The organism is Propionispira raffinosivorans DSM 20765, assembly GCF_000381065.1.
In the GTDB taxonomy this organism is placed as follows: Bacteria; Bacillota; Negativicutes; order Selenomonadales; family Selenomonadaceae; genus Propionispira; species Propionispira raffinosivorans.
Window position 1 is genome coordinate 101,497 of record NZ_KB905846.1, and the last position, 18,986, is coordinate 120,482.

Annotated in this window: 16 protein-coding genes and 2 pseudogenes; 4 read left to right on the forward strand and 14 right to left on the reverse strand. The window is 39.5% G+C overall.

From position 1 onward, the window contains the following. Positions 1-12: 12 nt before the first annotated feature. Positions 13-1,401 (reverse strand): MocR-like pyridoxine biosynthesis transcription factor PdxR, encoded by a 1,389-nt coding sequence (pdxR, locus tag F606_RS0108275; RefSeq protein ID WP_019553416.1) that lies wholly within the window; start codon positions 1,399-1,401, stop codon positions 13-15. 902 nt (positions 1,402-2,303) lie between these two features. On the opposite strand from pdxR, the pseudogene F606_RS22955 reads away from it, so the two are divergent. Then, a pseudogene (locus tag F606_RS22955) lies at positions 2,304-2,765 on the forward strand (transposase); the annotation flags it as partial. Positions 2,766-3,669: 904 nt separating this feature from the next. Here the strand turns inward: F606_RS22955 and F606_RS0108290 are convergent. Further along, complete coding sequence (locus F606_RS0108290) at positions 3,670-4,053, reverse strand: RidA family protein (protein WP_019553418.1); 384 nt, start codon at positions 4,051-4,053, stop codon at positions 3,670-3,672. 105 nt (positions 4,054-4,158) lie between these two features. On the opposite strand from F606_RS0108290, the gene F606_RS0108295 reads away from it, so the two are divergent. Continuing rightward, entirely contained in the window at positions 4,159-4,500 is a 342-nt protein-coding gene (locus tag F606_RS0108295) for a winged helix-turn-helix transcriptional regulator (RefSeq protein ID WP_019553419.1), read from the forward strand. Positions 4,501-4,637: 137 nt separating this feature from the next. On the opposite strand, the gene F606_RS20795 is transcribed toward F606_RS0108295, so the two are convergent. From F606_RS20795 to F606_RS0108315, 5 genes are all read right to left on the reverse strand, one after another. Continuing rightward, positions 4,638-5,108 (reverse strand): transposase, encoded by a 471-nt coding sequence (locus F606_RS20795; protein ID WP_083923974.1) that lies wholly within the window; start codon positions 5,106-5,108, stop codon positions 4,638-4,640. A 258-nt stretch (positions 5,109-5,366) separates the two neighbouring features. Next, on the reverse strand, positions 5,367-6,164 hold the full coding sequence (locus F606_RS0108305) for a nitroreductase family protein (protein WP_026329310.1): 798 nt from the start codon (positions 6,162-6,164) through the stop codon (positions 5,367-5,369). A gap of 343 nt (positions 6,165-6,507) precedes the next feature. Further along, positions 6,508-7,029, reverse strand: a complete 522-nt coding sequence (locus F606_RS0108310) for a nitroreductase family protein (protein ID WP_019553422.1) — start codon at positions 7,027-7,029, stop codon at positions 6,508-6,510. A 233-nt stretch (positions 7,030-7,262) separates the two neighbouring features. Further along, complete coding sequence (locus F606_RS23950) at positions 7,263-7,490, reverse strand: nuclear transport factor 2 family protein (protein ID WP_083923976.1); 228 nt, start codon at positions 7,488-7,490, stop codon at positions 7,263-7,265. Positions 7,491-7,680: 190 nt separating this feature from the next. After that, entirely contained in the window at positions 7,681-8,571 is an 891-nt protein-coding gene (locus F606_RS0108315; protein ID WP_211210045.1) for an alpha/beta fold hydrolase, read from the reverse strand. A gap of 368 nt (positions 8,572-8,939) precedes the next feature. On the opposite strand from F606_RS0108315, the gene F606_RS0108320 reads away from it, so the two are divergent. Then, positions 8,940-9,842, forward strand: a complete 903-nt coding sequence (locus F606_RS0108320; protein WP_019553424.1) for a LysR family transcriptional regulator — start codon at positions 8,940-8,942, stop codon at positions 9,840-9,842. A gap of 396 nt (positions 9,843-10,238) precedes the next feature. Here the strand turns inward: F606_RS0108320 and F606_RS20800 are convergent. From F606_RS20800 to guaA, 7 genes and pseudogenes are all read right to left on the reverse strand, one after another. Continuing rightward, positions 10,239-10,760 (reverse strand): annotated as a pseudogene (locus tag F606_RS20800) (IS5 family transposase); the annotation flags it as partial. A 162-nt stretch (positions 10,761-10,922) separates the two neighbouring features. Further along, the gene (locus F606_RS0108330; protein ID WP_019553426.1) at positions 10,923-12,386 is read right to left on the reverse strand and encodes a TniQ family protein; all 1,464 of its coding nucleotides are present in this window, start codon (positions 12,384-12,386) and stop codon (positions 10,923-10,925) included. Further along, positions 12,383-13,624, reverse strand: coding sequence for an AAA family ATPase (locus F606_RS0108335; protein WP_019553427.1), 1,242 nt, complete (start codon positions 13,622-13,624; stop codon positions 12,383-12,385). Before F606_RS0108335 ends, F606_RS0108330 begins: the two co-directional genes overlap by 4 nt. Continuing rightward, positions 13,621-15,447 (reverse strand): TnsB C-terminal domain-containing protein, encoded by a 1,827-nt coding sequence (locus F606_RS0108340; RefSeq protein WP_019553428.1) that lies wholly within the window; start codon positions 15,445-15,447, stop codon positions 13,621-13,623. Before F606_RS0108340 ends, F606_RS0108335 begins: the two co-directional genes overlap by 4 nt. Further along, positions 15,434-15,781, reverse strand: coding sequence for a PDDEXK family nuclease (locus F606_RS0108345; protein WP_019553429.1), 348 nt, complete (start codon positions 15,779-15,781; stop codon positions 15,434-15,436). Before F606_RS0108345 ends, F606_RS0108340 begins: the two co-directional genes overlap by 14 nt. A gap of 190 nt (positions 15,782-15,971) precedes the next feature. Beyond that, positions 15,972-16,094: a hypothetical protein gene (locus tag F606_RS23810; RefSeq protein WP_019553431.1), complete on the reverse strand. Its 123-nt coding sequence runs from the start codon at positions 16,092-16,094 to the stop codon at positions 15,972-15,974. A 175-nt stretch (positions 16,095-16,269) separates the two neighbouring features. Continuing rightward, positions 16,270-17,790, reverse strand: a complete 1,521-nt coding sequence (guaA, locus tag F606_RS0108360) for a glutamine-hydrolyzing GMP synthase (protein ID WP_033368267.1) — start codon at positions 17,788-17,790, stop codon at positions 16,270-16,272. 405 nt (positions 17,791-18,195) lie between these two features. Here guaA and F606_RS0108365 point away from each other — a divergent pair, with 405 nt between their 5' ends. Next, complete coding sequence (locus tag F606_RS0108365) at positions 18,196-18,951, forward strand: methyl-accepting chemotaxis protein (protein ID WP_407635974.1); 756 nt, start codon at positions 18,196-18,198, stop codon at positions 18,949-18,951. Positions 18,952-18,986 lie beyond the last annotated feature (35 nt).

Sequence of the window (18,986 nt, forward strand, 5' to 3'; positions counted from 1 at the left end):
AACTACATCACCTCACTTAAGCCAAATTTGGCACAATAAACGAATGGCCGGATCAATATCCTCATCTTTTATGCTTCCATAGCCTAGGAGAACGCGACCAGCTTTACTGGGTGAAGATTCTATCCAGATATTGTTGCTAGAAAGATATATGCCCACCTTACGTGCCTTGTCAATCAAAATTGCTGAAGATATCGGTTGGTTTAAATCTAACAGAACATGAATGCCGGCATTTTCTCCAGACACTGTAATGGTTTCGCCGAAGTGCTTTTGTAGTGCACGTAATAAAATATCTCTTTTTTTCTTAAACTGACGAAGTATTTTTCGCAAATGACTTTCAAAAAGATTTTCCTGTAAGAAAAGCTCTAGCGGTTTTTGAATAATGAATGGTACTGAACAAGAAAAACTTTCGTTTTTTTGCTGTAAGGACAATGCTAAGTTTTTCGGCAATACCATATAAGCAATTCTTAATGAGGGAGAAAGTATTTTGGAAAAGCTGCCAATGTAGATTACTTTATCTGGTGCTAGTCCTTGTAAAGCTGGTGCTGGTTTTACATCATAACGAAGATGACAGTTATAGTCATCTTCAATAATCAGGGCATTCCGTTCATAGGCCCAATCAATAAGCTGTAATCTTCGGGCTATCGACATAGTTCGTCCCGTTGGAAACTGATGTGAGGGAGTCACATATACAGCATTAGCAGTGGTGTTCCGTAAGGCTTTAACATTGAGACCGTGATAATTTACCGGAACTAGCGGGACATGAAAACCGCGATTGGTAAAAGCTGAGTGAGCAGCGGAGAAACCGGGGTCCTCCATGGCTATGGTGTCTATTTCATCTTTGAGAAGCTGACAAATAAACATAAGGCATTGAGTAGTTCCAGAAGTAATCAATATTTGATCTGGTGTACATCGGACATCCCGATATTCATGCAAATATTTTGTCAGTTCTCGGCGTAATCCTGGTTCGCCTCTCAAGTCACCGTAGTTTAGAAATGGTTCCTTGTATTGTTTCAAACAGCAATTGGTTAATTGTTGCCATTGCGCAAATGGAAAGGACTGCTGGCTTAGATTGCCATATCGAAAATCGTATAACATTCTGCCCAAGTGCAATTCGTTGGTAGTCGAATCTGGAATAACTTCTGTAGAAACAGAATATTTAGTATTATGAATTGTTTCTACATAGTATCCGCTACGGCTTTTTCCAATGATATAACCTTCAGAGAAGAGTTGCTGGTAGGCGGTATCCACTGTATTTCTGCTAACATGAAGTTCAGTCGCAAGGTATCGGCATGAAGGTAGTTTTGCCTGTTCGCGGAGTTCACCGCTTAGAATTTTATCACGGATTTGTTGGTAGAGTTGTTGGTAAAGTGGCTTTTTACTAGTTGAAACCAATACATACATTTTATTCTCCTTTAGAAATTGTTGATTAAAATCGCTGTGCGGTTATCGCACAAAGTTTCGAGTTTAGCTTTCTCCGTACTATTAAAAGTGTCCGCGCCAATTTTTATGGCTTAGTTATCTATCAGATAAATTTCTTTAGTTTTTTTCATCTTGTGTGAGTTCTGCATTATCATCTAACCGTTGCTTTGGCACAGGAGCTTATTCATATAGATCAAATATACGCATAAATAGTTTCTGATTGTTTGCTTTGATATGTTGTATTCTATAATATGTAAATTCACAAATCACGAATTCTGGAAATGGAACTATCCTATCGTTACTAACTTCTCAGTATCCTCATGAACAAAGTTCTAAACGAAGGACAAAAAATGTGATATATGTACCATACCAGAAAAACAAATTTTGTCAATGATATATTGCTTTGTCTCTATCTATAAGGGCAGCATATGGTATCCGAAACGATATATGCTTAGCATGACACCATAATGAATCCCCATGCCATCACGGCACAGGGATTCATCTTGTAGTGGGGATGTTTAGAAAATCGTAATATTAAGAAATATCTCTACCAGCTATTCAACAAAAAATCTTTGATATTCAAATGGATAATTCCCTTATAAAACATGTTGATACCATTATACTGCCTACTTAATGAAATCACTTTATGTTCTGATCATGCTCCAAAATCCCACTTATCTACTATCAAGAAATTATCTTTTTCCTATAATTCTCTTTCAAGTTCAATTAGCCTTGAATCTTTTAATCTACAATTATATGAATCATCCTTCTTTTCCAACCTCGCAACAAAGGGGCTGTCGCACGTTACAAAAACGTACGGCAGCTTTTTTTTGAAAAAAAAACTCCCAGGCTTTTAATCGTCTGAGAGTACGTGTAAATTTTAAGTATGTGCCACTGGTAAGAAAATCATCGTAAGTGGCGAACGAAAACAGAAAACCCAAACAGGCTATGAAACATGGAAGACGCAATATTCGTGTGAAAATTGTAGCAACTGCACATTAAAAGCACAGTGCATTCATGGGAATCGCAGCAAGACGCCCATAGAAACACGAACTAAACATTTTGAAATCTCAAAGATTTTCCAGCAGAAACGGGCAGAAGATTTGGAACGCATTACGTCAAAGAAAGGGATTGAACTACGGGTGAATCGGATCATTCAGTCGGAAGGAACCTTTGCAAATGGCAAAGCCGACCTACAGTTTAGGCGTTTTCTTGGACGGGGAAAAGTAAATGCGTTAGTAGAAAGTATGTTGATGGCAATGGCACATAATATAGGAAAAATGCATCATAAAATACAGTCTAGCCGATCAGGACAGTATCTATTCCCTATAAATAACGCAGCCTAAAAGAAAAGATGTACGAAAAACCAATTAATAGGTGGGCTGTTTTCGTGCGCCTTTTTTTATCATTCAATATAAAAAATGACTTCAAAGTGTTTTGTTCCGAAAAAAGGAGCCGCCGCAGAAGTGAAAAATCACTTCATGCGACAGACGATTTAGGAAATCTTTTAGCAAAAGATTAATAATGATATCGTTTACACATACAGTCATTCTACCAAGACCATTTTCTTCCCCCTTCATATGAAAAAAATCCCCATGCCAGTTAAGGCATGAGGATTCTTATGGTGTTATGTAAATAATATATCGTTTCAGATACAGCTCATTTGATAGACCATATTGGGTCAAACGATTAAATCACTGAAGTTCGCTTAGTAAACATTTATTTTTATAGCGGAATAAACAAGCCCGCCCTTCGGTAAAACAGTTCACATACGGGCGCGGAGATAACTTTTTTAAATTTTTCCTGAGAGGGTGAAAACATCACTAATACCTTAAACAGAGCATCATTAAACATGCGTTTATGTTAGGAATGCCTCCTTTTTCGTCATTACGCGTAGAGCCTGATCAATCCATGCAAAGCTGCAGAGATTGATAGGTGCCTACCCCGGCGCTCACAATATCATGTATGTTATCACGTGCATACTACGTACGGATTTCTCTCTGGCTAAATTTATTGTTTGTACGATTAAAGGGAACTGCCGGAAAGCCAATTGGTATCGGAGCAACCGAGAAGGTTTCATTAAACATATATATAGGTAGCCATTATCACAAGTTAAATACACTGCTATTTGAAAATTCTTGTTTTTTCAACTGTTTTAAAGTATAATTTCTCTACATAAACAGGCAATTCTTCGATATTCCTATATAAAACAATCCCTACCTGACAGCCAGATAGAGATTGTTTTATACATTAGTCTGTATATGCGACAGCACTTATTTCTATTAATTGTGCCGGAAAAGCAAAATACGGCACTCCTACAAGAGTTCCCGCTGGCCGGTGCTTCCCTAAGTATCCCTTGAACAGCTTAATAACGGAATCCGAATGCTCCCCAGCATCTGCCAGATAAATTTCCACATAAGCGAGGTTGGATTTCGTGACACCAAACTCCGCTAATACATGGTCAAGATTTTTAAGTGTCTGGCGAGTTTGCGTTTCAATGTCACCTTCGCCAATAAATGCGCCCTCTGAATCATGGGAAAATTGCCCAGAAACATAAATCGTGCCGTTCACGCTGTAGGCTTGGGAAATGCCATGATCCCAAAGATTATGATTATAAGTTTTAATATTAGTCATTTTCTCTCTCCTTTACTTTAAGGTAAATTTAGTATAACAAGACAGTAAATAAAAAAATAGTACACACTTTATTGATAGGTACTATTAGAAAGGATAGTGTCAATTATGGGAATGGCTGCATATAAGGGTCAAGTAAAAAATATCCAAGATACACCTTTTGGATACACCTTGTCAGTGATTGGCGGTAAATGGAAAATGGTTATCATATACCTTTTGGCAGAAAACCAGCCAGTCCGCTTTAATGACCTAAAAAGACAAATTGGCTCGATTACCTTTAAGATATTGAGTTCACAATTGAAAGAACTGGCATCAGATGATTTAATAGAACGAAAAGAGTATCCTCAAATTCCTCCTAAAGTTGAGTACCGTTTGACAGCTAAAGCAGAAACGCTCTTGCCTGTTTTGGAAGGATTATGCGAATGGGGAGCAAGGAATCAAAATAAATAAGCTGCCCTGTCAGGCGGATTTATGTACCCCGAGCCAAGTTGACCCGAAGTACCGCTATCCACGCAAAAACGTCGCTCATAGTCCCACTAAGGCGGCGTTTTTGCGTGGATAGCTCTATTTTCGGTCACGCGTGTTGATTAACCATTAATGTCCATATTGAGCGAGTAAACTCTCAAGAATCGGTCACAAAAATGTTGAATGGCAACTTGCCATTCAACTGGCAGTTTTCCCTCAAAATTTTTACGCGTAAAACTAAGCAAAGAAAGTGGCTTTTCTCTAATGTTTTTATTAACCCAAGTATGCGTATGCTGTAATAAGACATAAGTCAAAAGGGCTGAAAATAATTGATTATAGACGGCATTTTTTGTCGTGCCAAACAGTCTCGGAATGTTTGGATTTTGCTTGATCCATCTAAAAAACAGCTCCACTCCCCACCTGGCTTTATAAATTCCTGCGATCATTTCAGCTGTCACGGTATATAAATTAGTAATTACCCGGATTATTTTTCCTTCATAGTCTGTAAATTCAACAATCCTATGTCGATGAGTCGAGCGTTTTTGCTTTGTTCCTAATTTGCAGGTGAAGTCATCTATAATATTTGAATCGATATCAGGTAAACGTTATACTGGATGCACGCAAGTTATACTGATTAGTCGTACACTGGTTCATAATCACGATCTACCATGTGACTCATGATGTTCAGCCAAAAACTTACCGTTACTTGTGAGACTGTTCTCTGTATTGGGTATAACGACGAAACTTCCATAAATTAGCAACAATTCTACGAGCCTCATTTGCTCCAATAGATTAATCGCACTCATCGCATTAATTACGAACCCAGAGTATTGCTTCAGGAAAAAACTGTGTTAAATTATGTATGTAGCATCTAGTGAATTTCTATCTACTAATCTCATATATTTATACTTAGGATAACCAACCATAACTGCACCAACTACCGTTTTTTCTTCTGAAATATTGAATAAATCAGATAACGGTGAATTTTCGATAGCTGCAAAATGTTCAAAAATACCAGCCCAACAGGTTCCAAGTCCTAATGAAGGGGCAAATAACTCCAGATAGGTTAAGCATGAAATAGCATTATTTTTAGCATATGGAAAATTCTTGTCTGCAATAGCTATAATTAAATTTGGTGCGCCACGGAAAACTGAATCAAGTCCTTTTTCCCTGTAACCTATAATCGCTACTTCTATTAAATGCCTTACAGGGGATTTTTCTGCCATCTGAATAGTTATTTCAGCAGCTTTTTCAAGTAATTGTTTATTTTCTACGATAACATAGGATATACCCTGACTATTAGACACAGTAGGAGCTAGTCTAGCGATATTCACTAATTTTGATAACATTTCTCTTGATACAGGCTTGTCATGATAATTTCTTATAGAACGACGAGATCTTAAAAAATGCTCTGCCTGGTGCGGATTTAATTTAGGAAAATTATTGGCATCAACTTGTAGCGCCAGTGGTGCTTTCTCGTTATCGATTGCAGAATTAGGACATATTGCAACACAATGTCCACAGGCATTGCAATTGGTGCTTGCCACTTCTTCCGGCCCTTTTTCTCCCATCTGTAGAACATCTACTGGGCATTCTTTAATGCAAAGTCCACATTTAATACACCTTTCGTTGACCGTTATTAAGCTCATTGTAGTCATCTCCTTAATAAGAATAACCAACACAGGATTTTTCTCCTGGCTGGTTGCATATTTTTTAATCTATGGGCATAATTAGGAACACGGGGACAGGTTCTTTGTCCCACTAATTTCTATCCAATAAACAGCTACTTGTAATTTTTAAGTGCTTGTCTTATTTATAAAATTCATGAAATGGAGTTTCAGGTCGTTTACCATAAAATGGACATCAGTGACTACTTATGGATGGGTAGTTACTGAATACCTTTTTCTACTTCTTCATAATGTAATCAGGACTGTCTATCTTATTTGTTAATGTCTATAACCTCGTCGTCATGACATTTCATGTTTGATCCTTTTATAACCAGCTTACGATGCTCTCTAAAATATCTCTTCTTCTGGATGTAGTAGTTTTATTTGGGTAACCAACCGATATCACAGCCATTAGTTCTAAATCATCTGTTGTTCCTACTAGTTCTTTTACCTGCTCTTCCTTTTTTAAGATCTCTCCAATCCAGCAAGTTCCCAGACCAAGCTCATGGGCTGCAAGCAACATATTTTGTATTGCCGCTCCTATGGCTTGCACGTGTTTGAGATAAATACCGTGGATGTTAGGATCGATTACTTTTTTATCGAGAAAGACTGCTATCAAGCAGGGAGCCGTTTGTACCCAACTATGGTAGACTGTAAGTAAGGCAAGCTTTTCGAGTAGCTGCTCATCATTCATGACGACAGAAAATCTCCACGGTTGAAGATTATTTCCCGATGGTGCCCAGTTAGCAGCCATTAGTATTTTAGTAATATCACTGGGGCTTACTTTTTTCGATGTATAGGATCTGATACTTCTACGATTTACGATATGTGGTATTATTGTATCCATATGAATCGCCTCACATCTTTTTTGATTTTTCTTACATGAAGTAACCTTGGTATAGTAAATTATAACTTTATACAGGGAATTCCTTCTTACTTCTATTTACCCTTCTGCCTATTATCTTATGCCCTATTATGCGCCTAGCTACGCGTAGGAAGTAACATCAGAAAAAGATTGCTACATTGTATAAGCTGTAAATCCTGCAAACAATGCGCTATCCATTCCATGTTTATTTCACTCTAGAAATGCTGATGGTATATTTTTGAAATTATTTTCCACTCACCGTCTATTTTAAGCAAATGTTGAAAATCAGTATAGTTCGCGCCATACACATTTTCTAAAACTATACGAGCGGAAGCGATCGTACCCTCAATAGCAAGGATATCAATTCTTGCTTTAAGATTCTCTGCAGGTCCGCTTTCATCATGGGCAATTCTATTTAGATCAACAGCACTTTCTTTACTAATCGTAGCTTTCGGTGGATAGTGTACGCTTTATGAACTAGAGGTGCTTGGTATTCGGTATTCGGTATTCGGTATTCGCTCATTTTGAAACTTCCGTCGAATGGTATGTAAGAAACTTCATTTTACAATCTATCATGAGTAAAAATGACTTGGGTAAATATTATCCTCCCTACTCCCCTGCCAATTATCAACGTCAACCTTGAGAGTTATCATCAGTGACCGAGATCCTTTTTAGAAAATTACGAATCAACTCACTGATTTCCACAGCATGTGTTTCAAGTGCAAAATGCCCCGTATCAAGCATATGTACTTCTGTTGAAGGGATATCACGTTGATAAGCCTTGGCTCCAGCAGGAATAAATGCAGGATCATTCTTTCCCCAAACTGCCAAGAAAGGAGGCTGATACTCGCGAAAATAAGATTGAAACGCGGGATAGCGTTCAACATTCGTTCTGTAGTCAAGAATCAAGTCGAGTTGAATTTCTTCTGCTTCAGGACGAGACAGATATGCTGTGTCCAATGTATATCCATCTGGGGAAACCAAGCTGGCTTTAGTTCCATGAAGATACTGAAAGTCGCGAATCGTTTCCGGAGCCAAGGAATCACGGCATGCTTCACGATTAGCAGGCGTTGGTAAATGCCAATAGGTTTCCCAAGACCCCCATGCATCGCTAAAACCTTCCATATATGCATTACCGTTTTGACTGATAATTGCCTTCACGCGCTCTGGATGAGCCATGGCTAGACGATAACCTATCGGTGCGCCATAATCAAAAACATAAAGTACATAACGGTCAAAGGCAAGTGCTTCGGTAAATTCCTCGATCACTTTGGCCAGGTTGTCGAACGTATAATCAAATTCACCACGCAGCGGAGCCACTGTATTGCCAAAGCCCGGAAGATCAGGAGCGATCACATGATAGCGATCCGCGAGCTTTGGGATTAAGTCACGGAACATATGACTTGAAGTTGGAAATCCGTGCAAAAGCAGTATAACCGGAGCGTCTTTTGGACCAGCTTCCCTGTAAAAAACTTCAACATTTCCAACCTTTTGCGTACGATAATTAATATTCATTTTTTTCATCCTCTCTATAATTTTTGTAACTCTTTCAAAGCATAAATAATGCTCCTACAATTTGGCTAGCAATGTACAAAGCGTCTATCGTATTAATTCTCGTCAAATACAATTCTACCTAATATTCGTTTACTGCCGTTTTACTGCAGCCTCAGGGGATTAGAAATGCATCCAAGTTCAGGATTCATTCTTCTTGCAACCGGGCCTCAATCTGAATCCTCGCTTCGTCTCTACATGCTCTCCTTCCTGACATGTCATTGCTATTAAAGTTGCATTTGACGTGTTATGTTGTTATAATACCATAAGCATATATATTTGACCAACGAATGAATAGAATGCTAGGTATTTTAAATTGCAATACCAAGGAGTAAAATGATATGATTGATCCATTAGAAGGACGTTTTTTTCAAGCATTCATAGCTGTACTGGAGGAAAAAAGTTTTAGCCGTGCGGCTGATAAGTTAGGCTATGTTCAATCGACTATAACTACCCACATTCAGTTATTAGAAAAAATCTGCGGTCAAAGATTATTTCATCGACTTCCTCGTGAGGTTAAGCCCACAGAGGCAGGAGTAAAACTCTCTAAATATGCTTACCAATACATCCATTTGAGCAACTGTATTCAGGAAAGCATGGATGCACTGGATCAGCCACATGGAACTGTTCGAGTCAGAATGCAGGAATCTTTTTTTCTCACCCGCATGTTGCCGTTTATGCAGCGATACATCAAGGAGTGTCCTGAAGTGAAGCTACGTGTGGAAGCGGGATTTTATCAAGATATTCTGGATGGAGTATTAGATTTTGCTGTTGACTTTGGAATAGTTCCTCAAAATCCAGATCGTCATGAAATTCTTTTTTATCCGTTAATAGAGGAAAATATCGTATTTACTGCATCACCAAGATTAGCCCTGGAGGTTAAAGATTTAGGTGTTCAAGTTCTAAACGGGGAGATCTTTATCAGTGGCGGAACGTCTTGCTTGTATCATACTAAAGCAAGTGAAGTTTTAAAAAAATCTGGAGTTCAGGTCAAAGATGCATTAGAACTAGCAAGTCTTGAAATGATTAAACAGATTGTAAGCTGTGGTAAAAGCTTTGCTCTGATTCCTGAAATAGCTATAAAAAAAGAACTGAAATTCGGAGAACTTAAGGTTTTACCGTTCAGCCCTAAGATGAATTTTACCCATGGTCTAATTGTTCACAAGGACCGGGAGTTAACTTCTACTGCCAAACGTTTCCAATCTCAACTTATTGATTTTTTTAGCAACGAAGAAAAATGTTAGGTACTTACGATGAAAAAGGAACACACATCGATAAAATCAACTGTAACAAAAAAGACTTAAGCCTCAATACAAGAGCTTAAGTCTTTCTAACTATCTATTTTTATTTTTTACCAATACCCTATTCCCCTTATTTTCCTCTTAAAAATAACCTGATCTTTATTCAGGCCATTATTCGCCGTTACAAGTGATACGATTCTGCGTATCATTGGTAAAGGCGATTTTTTTTACAAAATAAGTCACTTAAACGAATAAGTCGTGCCCCCATGACCTCACAATTTCCTTCTACTCAACAGAACCGTCCCCTCGATTCGATTTTATTGAAGGATTAGACCACCAATTTCCGAAAGAAACCAAGTATAATCAACTAATTTTACACTTATCTACTAGGCTTTGCTGCCATTCGTTCCCTTTCTTCGTTTGATGCATCTCGCCGTCGCGGCAGTTTTGTTTATTCTTAGTAGAGCTGGGTGCCTCTAGGATGGTCGCGTCAACGATGGTGCCCTCTTTCATGAGCATACCTTGATCACTTAGACTCCCGCTAAGCTGGGTGAACATCTTTTTTGTCAGATGGTGACTTTCCAAAAGGTGGCGGAACTTCAGTAATGTTGTTGCATCCGGCACTGACTCACTGGATAAGTCGATCCGGCTAAACTGGCGCAGGGCCTGACTGTCGTAAACAGCGTCTTCCAGCCCTTCATCCGAAAGGTGATACCAGACCTGGAGTAGATAAAGACGCAGCATGCGTTCACATCCGATTGGCGGACGGCCACGTTTGCCTTGCGGATAATGGGGTTCGATGAGAGCTACCCATTCACGCCAGGGAACCCTTCTCTCCATCTGCTGTAAGAACCGGTCACGACGCGTCTGCTTTTTCTTGCCGGCATATTCCCACTCGCTAAAGGACGTCTGTTTATCCAGCTCCTATTCCCCCACGCCTCACATAGTTGCCTATTCCCCATATGTTTCGGCGTTTCGGTGCAATTGCCTGTTTGTTCGGTTAAATCAGTGTTTCCCTAGGGTAAGAAAGCTAAGTGTTGGCATGATATTCAATTTTTATTCCTTGATCTTTAAAAGCATAATTTACAGCAGGTGTAGTATCTGTTCAGCAAGCTCACCGTCCGCATAATCAGAAATATATGGCAGACAAGCTTCAAAATCTCTACGGCGCATATTCGTTAAATCCCTTACCTTGCGCCATGTCAAATCATCACTCGTATCTTCTACCTGATGTGCAGCCCAAGCTACTTCCCTAGCCCAATATTGCTCCTGTGATTCCTCATGCCGATGTATTTCAGCAAGGCATTTTGGCAGATATAAAGATATTTTCTTACTGGAAAGATGCAAGATTTTCTCAACAGTAAAAGTAGTAATCTTTTTAGGTCTGGTTGTTCCATCACCCTGTAGCTGGCTGATAGCTTCTTTTACAAGTGGTAGTGTATTCTCATCAATGTGATTCCAGTTTTGAGGCTTCGCGCCGCTTTTGAGTGATACTTTAGTTGGCTTATGATAAGTTCCATACCTCCGTTCACCGATAGCCTTAACAATCACATATGGAGCACTGAGAGTTTTCGCAATAGCCGGATACTTCACCCCCTTTTCATGAAGTCTGTAAATCGCTTCATCAAAAAGCTGTTGTTGTGTTTTCTCTGGCAGTTCCATATGTACCATTTCATCAGTGGTAACACCAAGAAATATAGCCATGAGACAGATTTCATAGAAGTTCACTCTATCATTCGTCAGCACCTTCTGTATCTGCCATAACTCCGTAAACCAGTTTTGGGACAAATTCCTATAATACTCTGTAAAATCTGCATGAAAGAGTGCAATATTACGCTGCTCTCCACGTACAGAACGATATTGGGTATTAGCCATTTTGGAATGAAGAAAATCACCAACCGTAACACATGAATCCATGTCAACATCAGCCTGAAAAACCTCTACCATATATGCGGCAACACGAATTTCGATTTCATGATCCGCAAATACGCATGATTCCGATTGTGGTATCATTTCCTCTGCTGTTTTTAAAAAGGGCGTAGCTTTCCCACTGATCATCACACCGCTATCCATCAAGTAACACCGATGAACTGGGCAAACATGAATTCCTATTATCTGGTGTATCCGATGCCAATATGCTTCTCCACATTGTTCTCTATCATGAGCTGCACAAGCCGGACAGTAGCACAAACAACGAACTTTGCCATTCTTGCTTTGAGGTATCGACAAGAGATTATAGTAATTCCCCAACATAGATACCAATGATTGAAATGCTTTTTGTCTGCGTTCTCTCGGCAGAAATCGCCCATAGCAAGGGAACATCGTATGTTTTTCAATGACTGCTTCCATGGATATATTCCTTGTTATGGCCTGTACTGCGGCAGGAGTATAACAATTGATAAAATCCATATCTGGGCGTGCAGTCTTTGATAAAAACAATTCTTCAGCCGCAAAGCTGTAAGCCATATATCCTGATTTCGTGTAGTATCGTGCCAACTGGCTATAAAGTAGCTCATCTGGATATGCAGCAGGGAAATAAGCTATCATACCGCTACCTCCACTACAGACATATCGGACTTTAAAAGCTGCACAATATCCATATTTTCATTCTTGGCTTTAGCAACCAAATCAGCAATACTAATGCGAGCATCTGAAGTTTCATTTCCAACCGTGTGGACAAGCGTTTTTTTCTTGATTTTAGAAGTCTGCTTACCTTGCGAAATAGACGGCTGAATATAGCCATGAAGTAGAGATAAACGCTGTTGATAGGCTTCGTTCAAAGATTCCAGATTCAAAATTTCTTTGCCATTCAAGATTGCGATTTCCTGTGCATCATGAATCAACGCTACCACAACCGATGTAATTCCTGCGCTATGTTCATAAAGCCATGCAAGGATTCCATCCGTTATTTCCGTTCTTTTTTGTACATATTGATACTTGAACATGACTTTGCAAAACTCTTGAAAATATTTGTCATTGCTCATAGTCGTATACTGCAATCCCACGGAACGTCGTGCAAGTTGCATCGCCGATTCAAAGAACCTGCTACTTTCAGGAGTACCGACCATGCAGATACTAATTCCACTATTATTGATAAGCTGTGTCAAAGCCCCAATCAAGTTTTTTCCATTTTTACTGTTAGCTACATTTTGAATTTCATCCACCACCAGCATACCGATATGATTAAGAGCAACCTGACTGACAGAGCCAATAAGCATATCCGTTGTAGCTCTTGCCCTTAAAGCATTCTGATAGTATTTACTATCTAAAACTTCATCAACTTTACGCAGAACCTCCAATAACAGACCCTTTACTGACGAATCAAAGGGGCATTGTACAATCACACTCGGAACGACATGCGTATAGGGATTATCAGCTTCAATTACTCGATTCTCTGTAATCAGGTTAATGGATCTGCTGATAGCAGAACTCTTACCGATACCAGATGTTCCAATAATCGTAAAGCTGTCAGAGCCGCCCATGATGCCGCTATATTCCTGCTGTATGATAGCTCTATAGTTTTGATTCTGCTGCTGTATTGCCAACTTCGTTCCCTTCTTCTGCATAGATCGCAAAAGAGCCAAATACAATTTGCTATAGATTTCCAGCGACATTTGTGATGGAATATACAACCTGTATAAATCCGATAACGCCATAAGCCTGACGGGAGCATCCGCATTACAGCTTGCCGGATTATATTTAGGCAATACTTCCAATGCTGTTATCAAATCAGTTCCCGACTTCATACGAGGCAGAACATTGATGATGTCTGAAAAATTTATCATGGTTTGGCTCCTTTCATATAGTCTCTATGGTGTTTACTCTGCTCCCGTTTCCGGGTGTCACGAATGTTTTTAATGCTTACATCAATACTGCCTCCAACGTTGTCAGTAATAGTCTCAATGTGCCGCGCAAGACTAATCTGTGCCTGTAGATTATCCGGCTTGGTTCCTCTTGCAATGGCTCTCTGGGCTGTCTGTAAACTCTGTACAGCAGTCAAATCTTTACCCTCAAATCTGGATTCAATAATGGTAAATTTAGTATATATTCCATTTTCCAATAGCCATACAGAAGTAACGTCCTCTGGATTATAGGCAGCCATGACTTCACCACCATTGAGATATTGCTCTGTATACCCGTCACAATGATAACGCATTTTGTTCACTTTCAAACCAAACCTGCTAAATTTACCTATGACTCTTGGCAATAGCGTAAGTATAAGCTCTTTAGCACCTACTTCAATCAAATTGGCTCCCATTTGGAATTTACCCCAATTCCAGATACAACTTGCATATGGTTTTACATTCTCGGCAATCAGGACTTCGGTATAGGGAAAATTCTCAACTATCCGTTGGGAGTTGTAATAAATGATGCAATAAAGGATAATTTTCTCAAAGTTCGCCATGGTCAAGCAAGCGTCTTTCCTGTAGTCATGCACTCCCCGCTCCTGATAATCAAGCTCAATCACGCCCTTGCCTTTCAAGTGCTTTTTATAGGTTGACTGAATTACATCAAAGAATTTTTCCACCATGCCTTTCAACTCAGGTCTATACGAGGGAAGGTTAATTACTTTAACCCCCAGCTCGGCAATTTGCTCAAAGTTTTCAGATTTGTATTCACTTCCCATATCCGTAACCAAAGTAGCAGGCATTTTATCACAAGACCAATCCTCTGCATTTATAGAAATGCCAAACTGTTTGCACCAAGCGGCTTTATCCACAATAATGTTCAACATCAGCCCTCTAAGGCTATACACGCCACCCGCCCATGATAAGACATACCCGCAACATAAACCGCTGTAAGCGTCAATACAGGTCGTTAAAATGGGTCTGCCCACAAGATTGCCAGCATCATTGATAAGGTAAATATCGCATACAGTAGCGTCCAGCATACCAACGCCAATGGCAGGAGCAAACGATTGTATACCATCGCCAATAAGAGGCCGGTTGTTTCTCTGGTAATTCTTTAATCCATCTCGAGAAATATAAAAGTTCTGTATCTTCTTTGTCTTACGGTAGAAGTAACGAAATTGATAGAAAGAAGGATACGCATCTGCTAAAACACCTATACCGTCACAATATTTCTCTTTCAATAGCATGGTATAAGCAGTCATAAGGGATTGCTTTTTCGTAGTATAAAAAAACTTATTCAAAGCCCATCGTATGTTTTGTTCATCTTGTGTGAGCTTTCCATCATCATCTAAGCGCTGCCTTGGAGCAAGGGCTGTTATATTCATATAGGCTAGATACAGGCACAAATAGATCCGAATAGTCTGCTTTGATATGTTATTTTCTATAGCTGTAGAACTAATAACTTTAGAACGCATTCTTTCATCCACTATAAAAGGGAGAATCGGTGCAATCAGCGTGTAACGATCATACATTGCTTTTCTCTGGTCAGCATCCAAAGCATCAATAGTAGTGACTGCAAAATTCGTAGCCTCGTTCAGCACTTCACCAGTGCATTGGGAGAAGGAATCCAAAGCTGAAAATTCCACCCATACGGGCATAGTCCTTTTGATGCAATCAATAATGAGAATTTTATCAGTCAGTATCTCTAAAACCCTGATAATGTTGTTACCATCCTTCAACAAATCATGCTTCTCCATCAATGACCAGCCCCCAATCTGTGACACCATGCCTTAACCAGTATTCCCTTGAAACATCTAACAGTTTGATTGTAAGCGGCTTCATCAGTAACTTACGAAATACGCATTCTCGCACCATCAAATCATTGTCAGACTTGACGCAGACAAAATCCGATGTGTATTGGCTAATGTCCCGCCCATCAAGCGGGACATTGCATCTGATCTCTTTTACCTCATCACTCGCTTGCAAAATATCCGCATAAGCGTACTGGATGACATCATATGTCCTGCATACCTCATTGCACTTGGCAATGACACGTTTCTCACAACGACCTTTAAAATTTTTCTTCCTCACCTTTGCAAAACCTCCATATTAGGAACGCTCTGCTGCTTGACTCCATTTTCCCAAAAGCGCTCCCCAAAAATGAAAAGGGGCGGTTTTGGGGGAATTGGATCTTCCGTTTTTGGGAAATAAATCATCATGAATATATACTCTTATCCCGTATTACGGGCGTTTCAAGCCAACACTCATGAAAATCACAGCACTATGCTTTTTCCCAAAAAGCATAAAAGAAAATATCACCATGTCGCGGGGCACTGCCGTTTATTCTGTAAAGGGCATTTTTCTTTATTCTCTCTGGCTTTGCCAGAAATACCTGCCACTCCATGGTGAACGCTCTTTTTCGCAAGCAGAAATCCCTTTATTTACGCGGGTGGAGGATAAAAAAACGACCCTGCATAAGCTTCGAAAAGCTTTAATGCAAGGTCGTTTTTGTCTATGTCGGCAGGCTAAGCCATTTGACCCTTTTCAGAATAAATGGCAGTGCCCCGAGACAATTAAATTCATTCCCACTCGATCGTCGCGGGTGGTTTAGAAGTTACGTCGTAGACAATACGGTTTACGCCTTCTACTTCGTTTACGATACGACGGGAAACTTTATCGAGTACTTCATAAGGGATATGTGCCCAATCAGAAGTCATCGCATCGGAGCTGGTTACAGCACGAAGAGCTATTGTATGGCAATACGTACGTCCATCCCCCATTACACCTACTGAACGTATATTAGGCAGGCAGGCAAAATACTGCCAGATTTTTTCTTCGAGACCGGCTTTCGCGATTTCATCACGGAAGATTGCATCCGCTTCACGCGTAACCAGTAATTTTTCTTCGGTCACTTCACCTAAGACACGAATGGCAAGCCCCGGACCTGGGAAAGGCTGACGCCATACAAGTTTATGTGGGATACCGAGTTCTTCACCAACGGCACGAACTTCATCTTTAAACAGTTCCCGCAATGGTTCGATCAAACCAAATTTCATATCTTTTGGTAAACCGCCTACATTGTGATGGCTTTTGATCGTTGCCGAAGTTTTTGTTCCACTTTCGACAACATCTGGATATATCGTACCTTGAACCAAATAATCAATCTGTCCAAGTTTATTCGCTTCTTCTTCGAACACACGAATGAATTCTTCACCGATAATTTTACGTTTTGTTTCGGGGTCAGAAACACCTTTTAATTTTCCTAAAAAACGATCTTTCGCATCGACACGAATCAAATTCATATCGAATTGTTTTCTGAAAATCGTTTCTACTTGATCGCCTTCATCTTTTCTAAGCAGACCATGATCAACAAAAACACAAGTTAATTGTTGTCCCACAGCACGATGCACTAAGACCGCAGCAACGGAGGAATCCACACCACCGGATAATGCACAGAGAACTTTTTTCCCGCCGACCAGTTCTTTAATCGCTGCAATTTTTTCTTCAGCAAACGAAGCCATATTCCAGTCGCCACTAACTTTACAAATATCAACTAAGAAATTAGAAATCATTTGTCTGCCAAATGGTGTATGTTCTACTTCCGGATGGAATTGTACTCCATATAATTTTTTTGCTTCATTAATCATAGCCGCAACAGGTGTGGTTTTGGTAGATGAAACGACCTTAAAACCAGCTGGAGCTTCAGACACATAATCCATATGGCTCATCCAGCTTTCATTATCTGAATCAATCCCTTTAAATAAGTTAGCTGATGAATCAAGTGTTAGTGCTGTTTTACCATATTCACCGGATGCAGCATGTTCAACTTTACCACCTAATGTATAGGCCATAAACTGATGTCCATAACAAATCCCCAAAATAGGAATACCCAGTTCAAATATTTTTGGATCTGCTTTAGGAGTATCCTCTGCATATACACTATTCGGACCACCCGAAAAAATAATTCCCTTTGGGTTCTCCGATTTAATTCTTTCAATACTGCAATCATATGGCACAATTTCACAATACACGCCACATTCTCTTACCCGTCTGGCAATTAATTGGCTATATTGTCCGCCAAAATCCAGCACTAATAACATCTCTTTGTTGCTCAATTCAAGAAGTCCTCCTCATGTATTAATATCGTTCAATTATAGCACAACTATATAATACTTTTCTACTTCGTTCTAAAATTCTTAACACAATAAGCAGGATATGTGTACACTTTCACTAAAACCAGCCTAGTATTTCGTTCTTATCCCTTGTCTTTATATCATTTTTCCTAAGACAAAATACTCAACTATCGTTTTTCCAGCTAAAACACAGGATTTATAAAAAAAATTAAGAGGAACTTTATCAGAATTATCGAATTTATATCTTAATGTCTAAAAACAATACAAGGAGGCTTTATGATGATTTCAACTGATAATATAAAGACAAACGAGGATATTCTCAGCGCGTTTAAACTCGTTTTACCTTATCTCAATCATATTTCTCGTGAAGATATGGCCGTTGGGCTCAGCGATTTGACAGCATATTTAGATTACTATCGAGCCAAAGATTTTGAACTGGATTTACAAGCTGGCAAACCAATTGGTGATATCCCAACTATCGTTGAATGTATTCGTACGAAAAAAGATACGTTCGCCAATGTACCTAAAGAAGTATATGGTCGTCCAATCAAAACGATATTTACACCGATTTACGGATTAAATAACGAAGTCATTGGAACATTGAGTTCGGGGATCGATACCGAAAGCAATGAAAATCTCATCACTACAGTAAGCGAGCTGGCCAGTTCAACCAAAACGGCTTATGAAACCGTAGAACAGATTGCTATTAGTGCTGGTGAACTGGCTAAGGGCGGTCAGGATGCGATTGTTTTAGCTACAAACTTAAAAGATAAAAATAGTGAAACAATCCAAGTTATCAACTTCATTAATAATATTGCCCAACAGACGAATTTACTTGGGTTGAATGCTGCGATCGAAGCAGCCAGAGCCGGTGAACAAGGACGCGGTTTTGCTGTTGTTGCTGAAGAAGTACGAAAACTCGCCGAACAATCCAAACAAGCAACTGAAAAAATCCAGCGAATCCTAGCCGAAATCAATGGTGCCGTTATTGAATTATCAAAAGCTATTGAATCCACTGGAGCCATCAGTGAAGAACAAGCTGCCTCGACCCAGCAAATCACGGCGAATCTTGCGGAGGTTACCAATGCTGCAAATCATCTGGAAGTATATGTTGAACGGTTCAAATAAGATGACATTGCCAGCTTAATTATTTTTTATTAAAA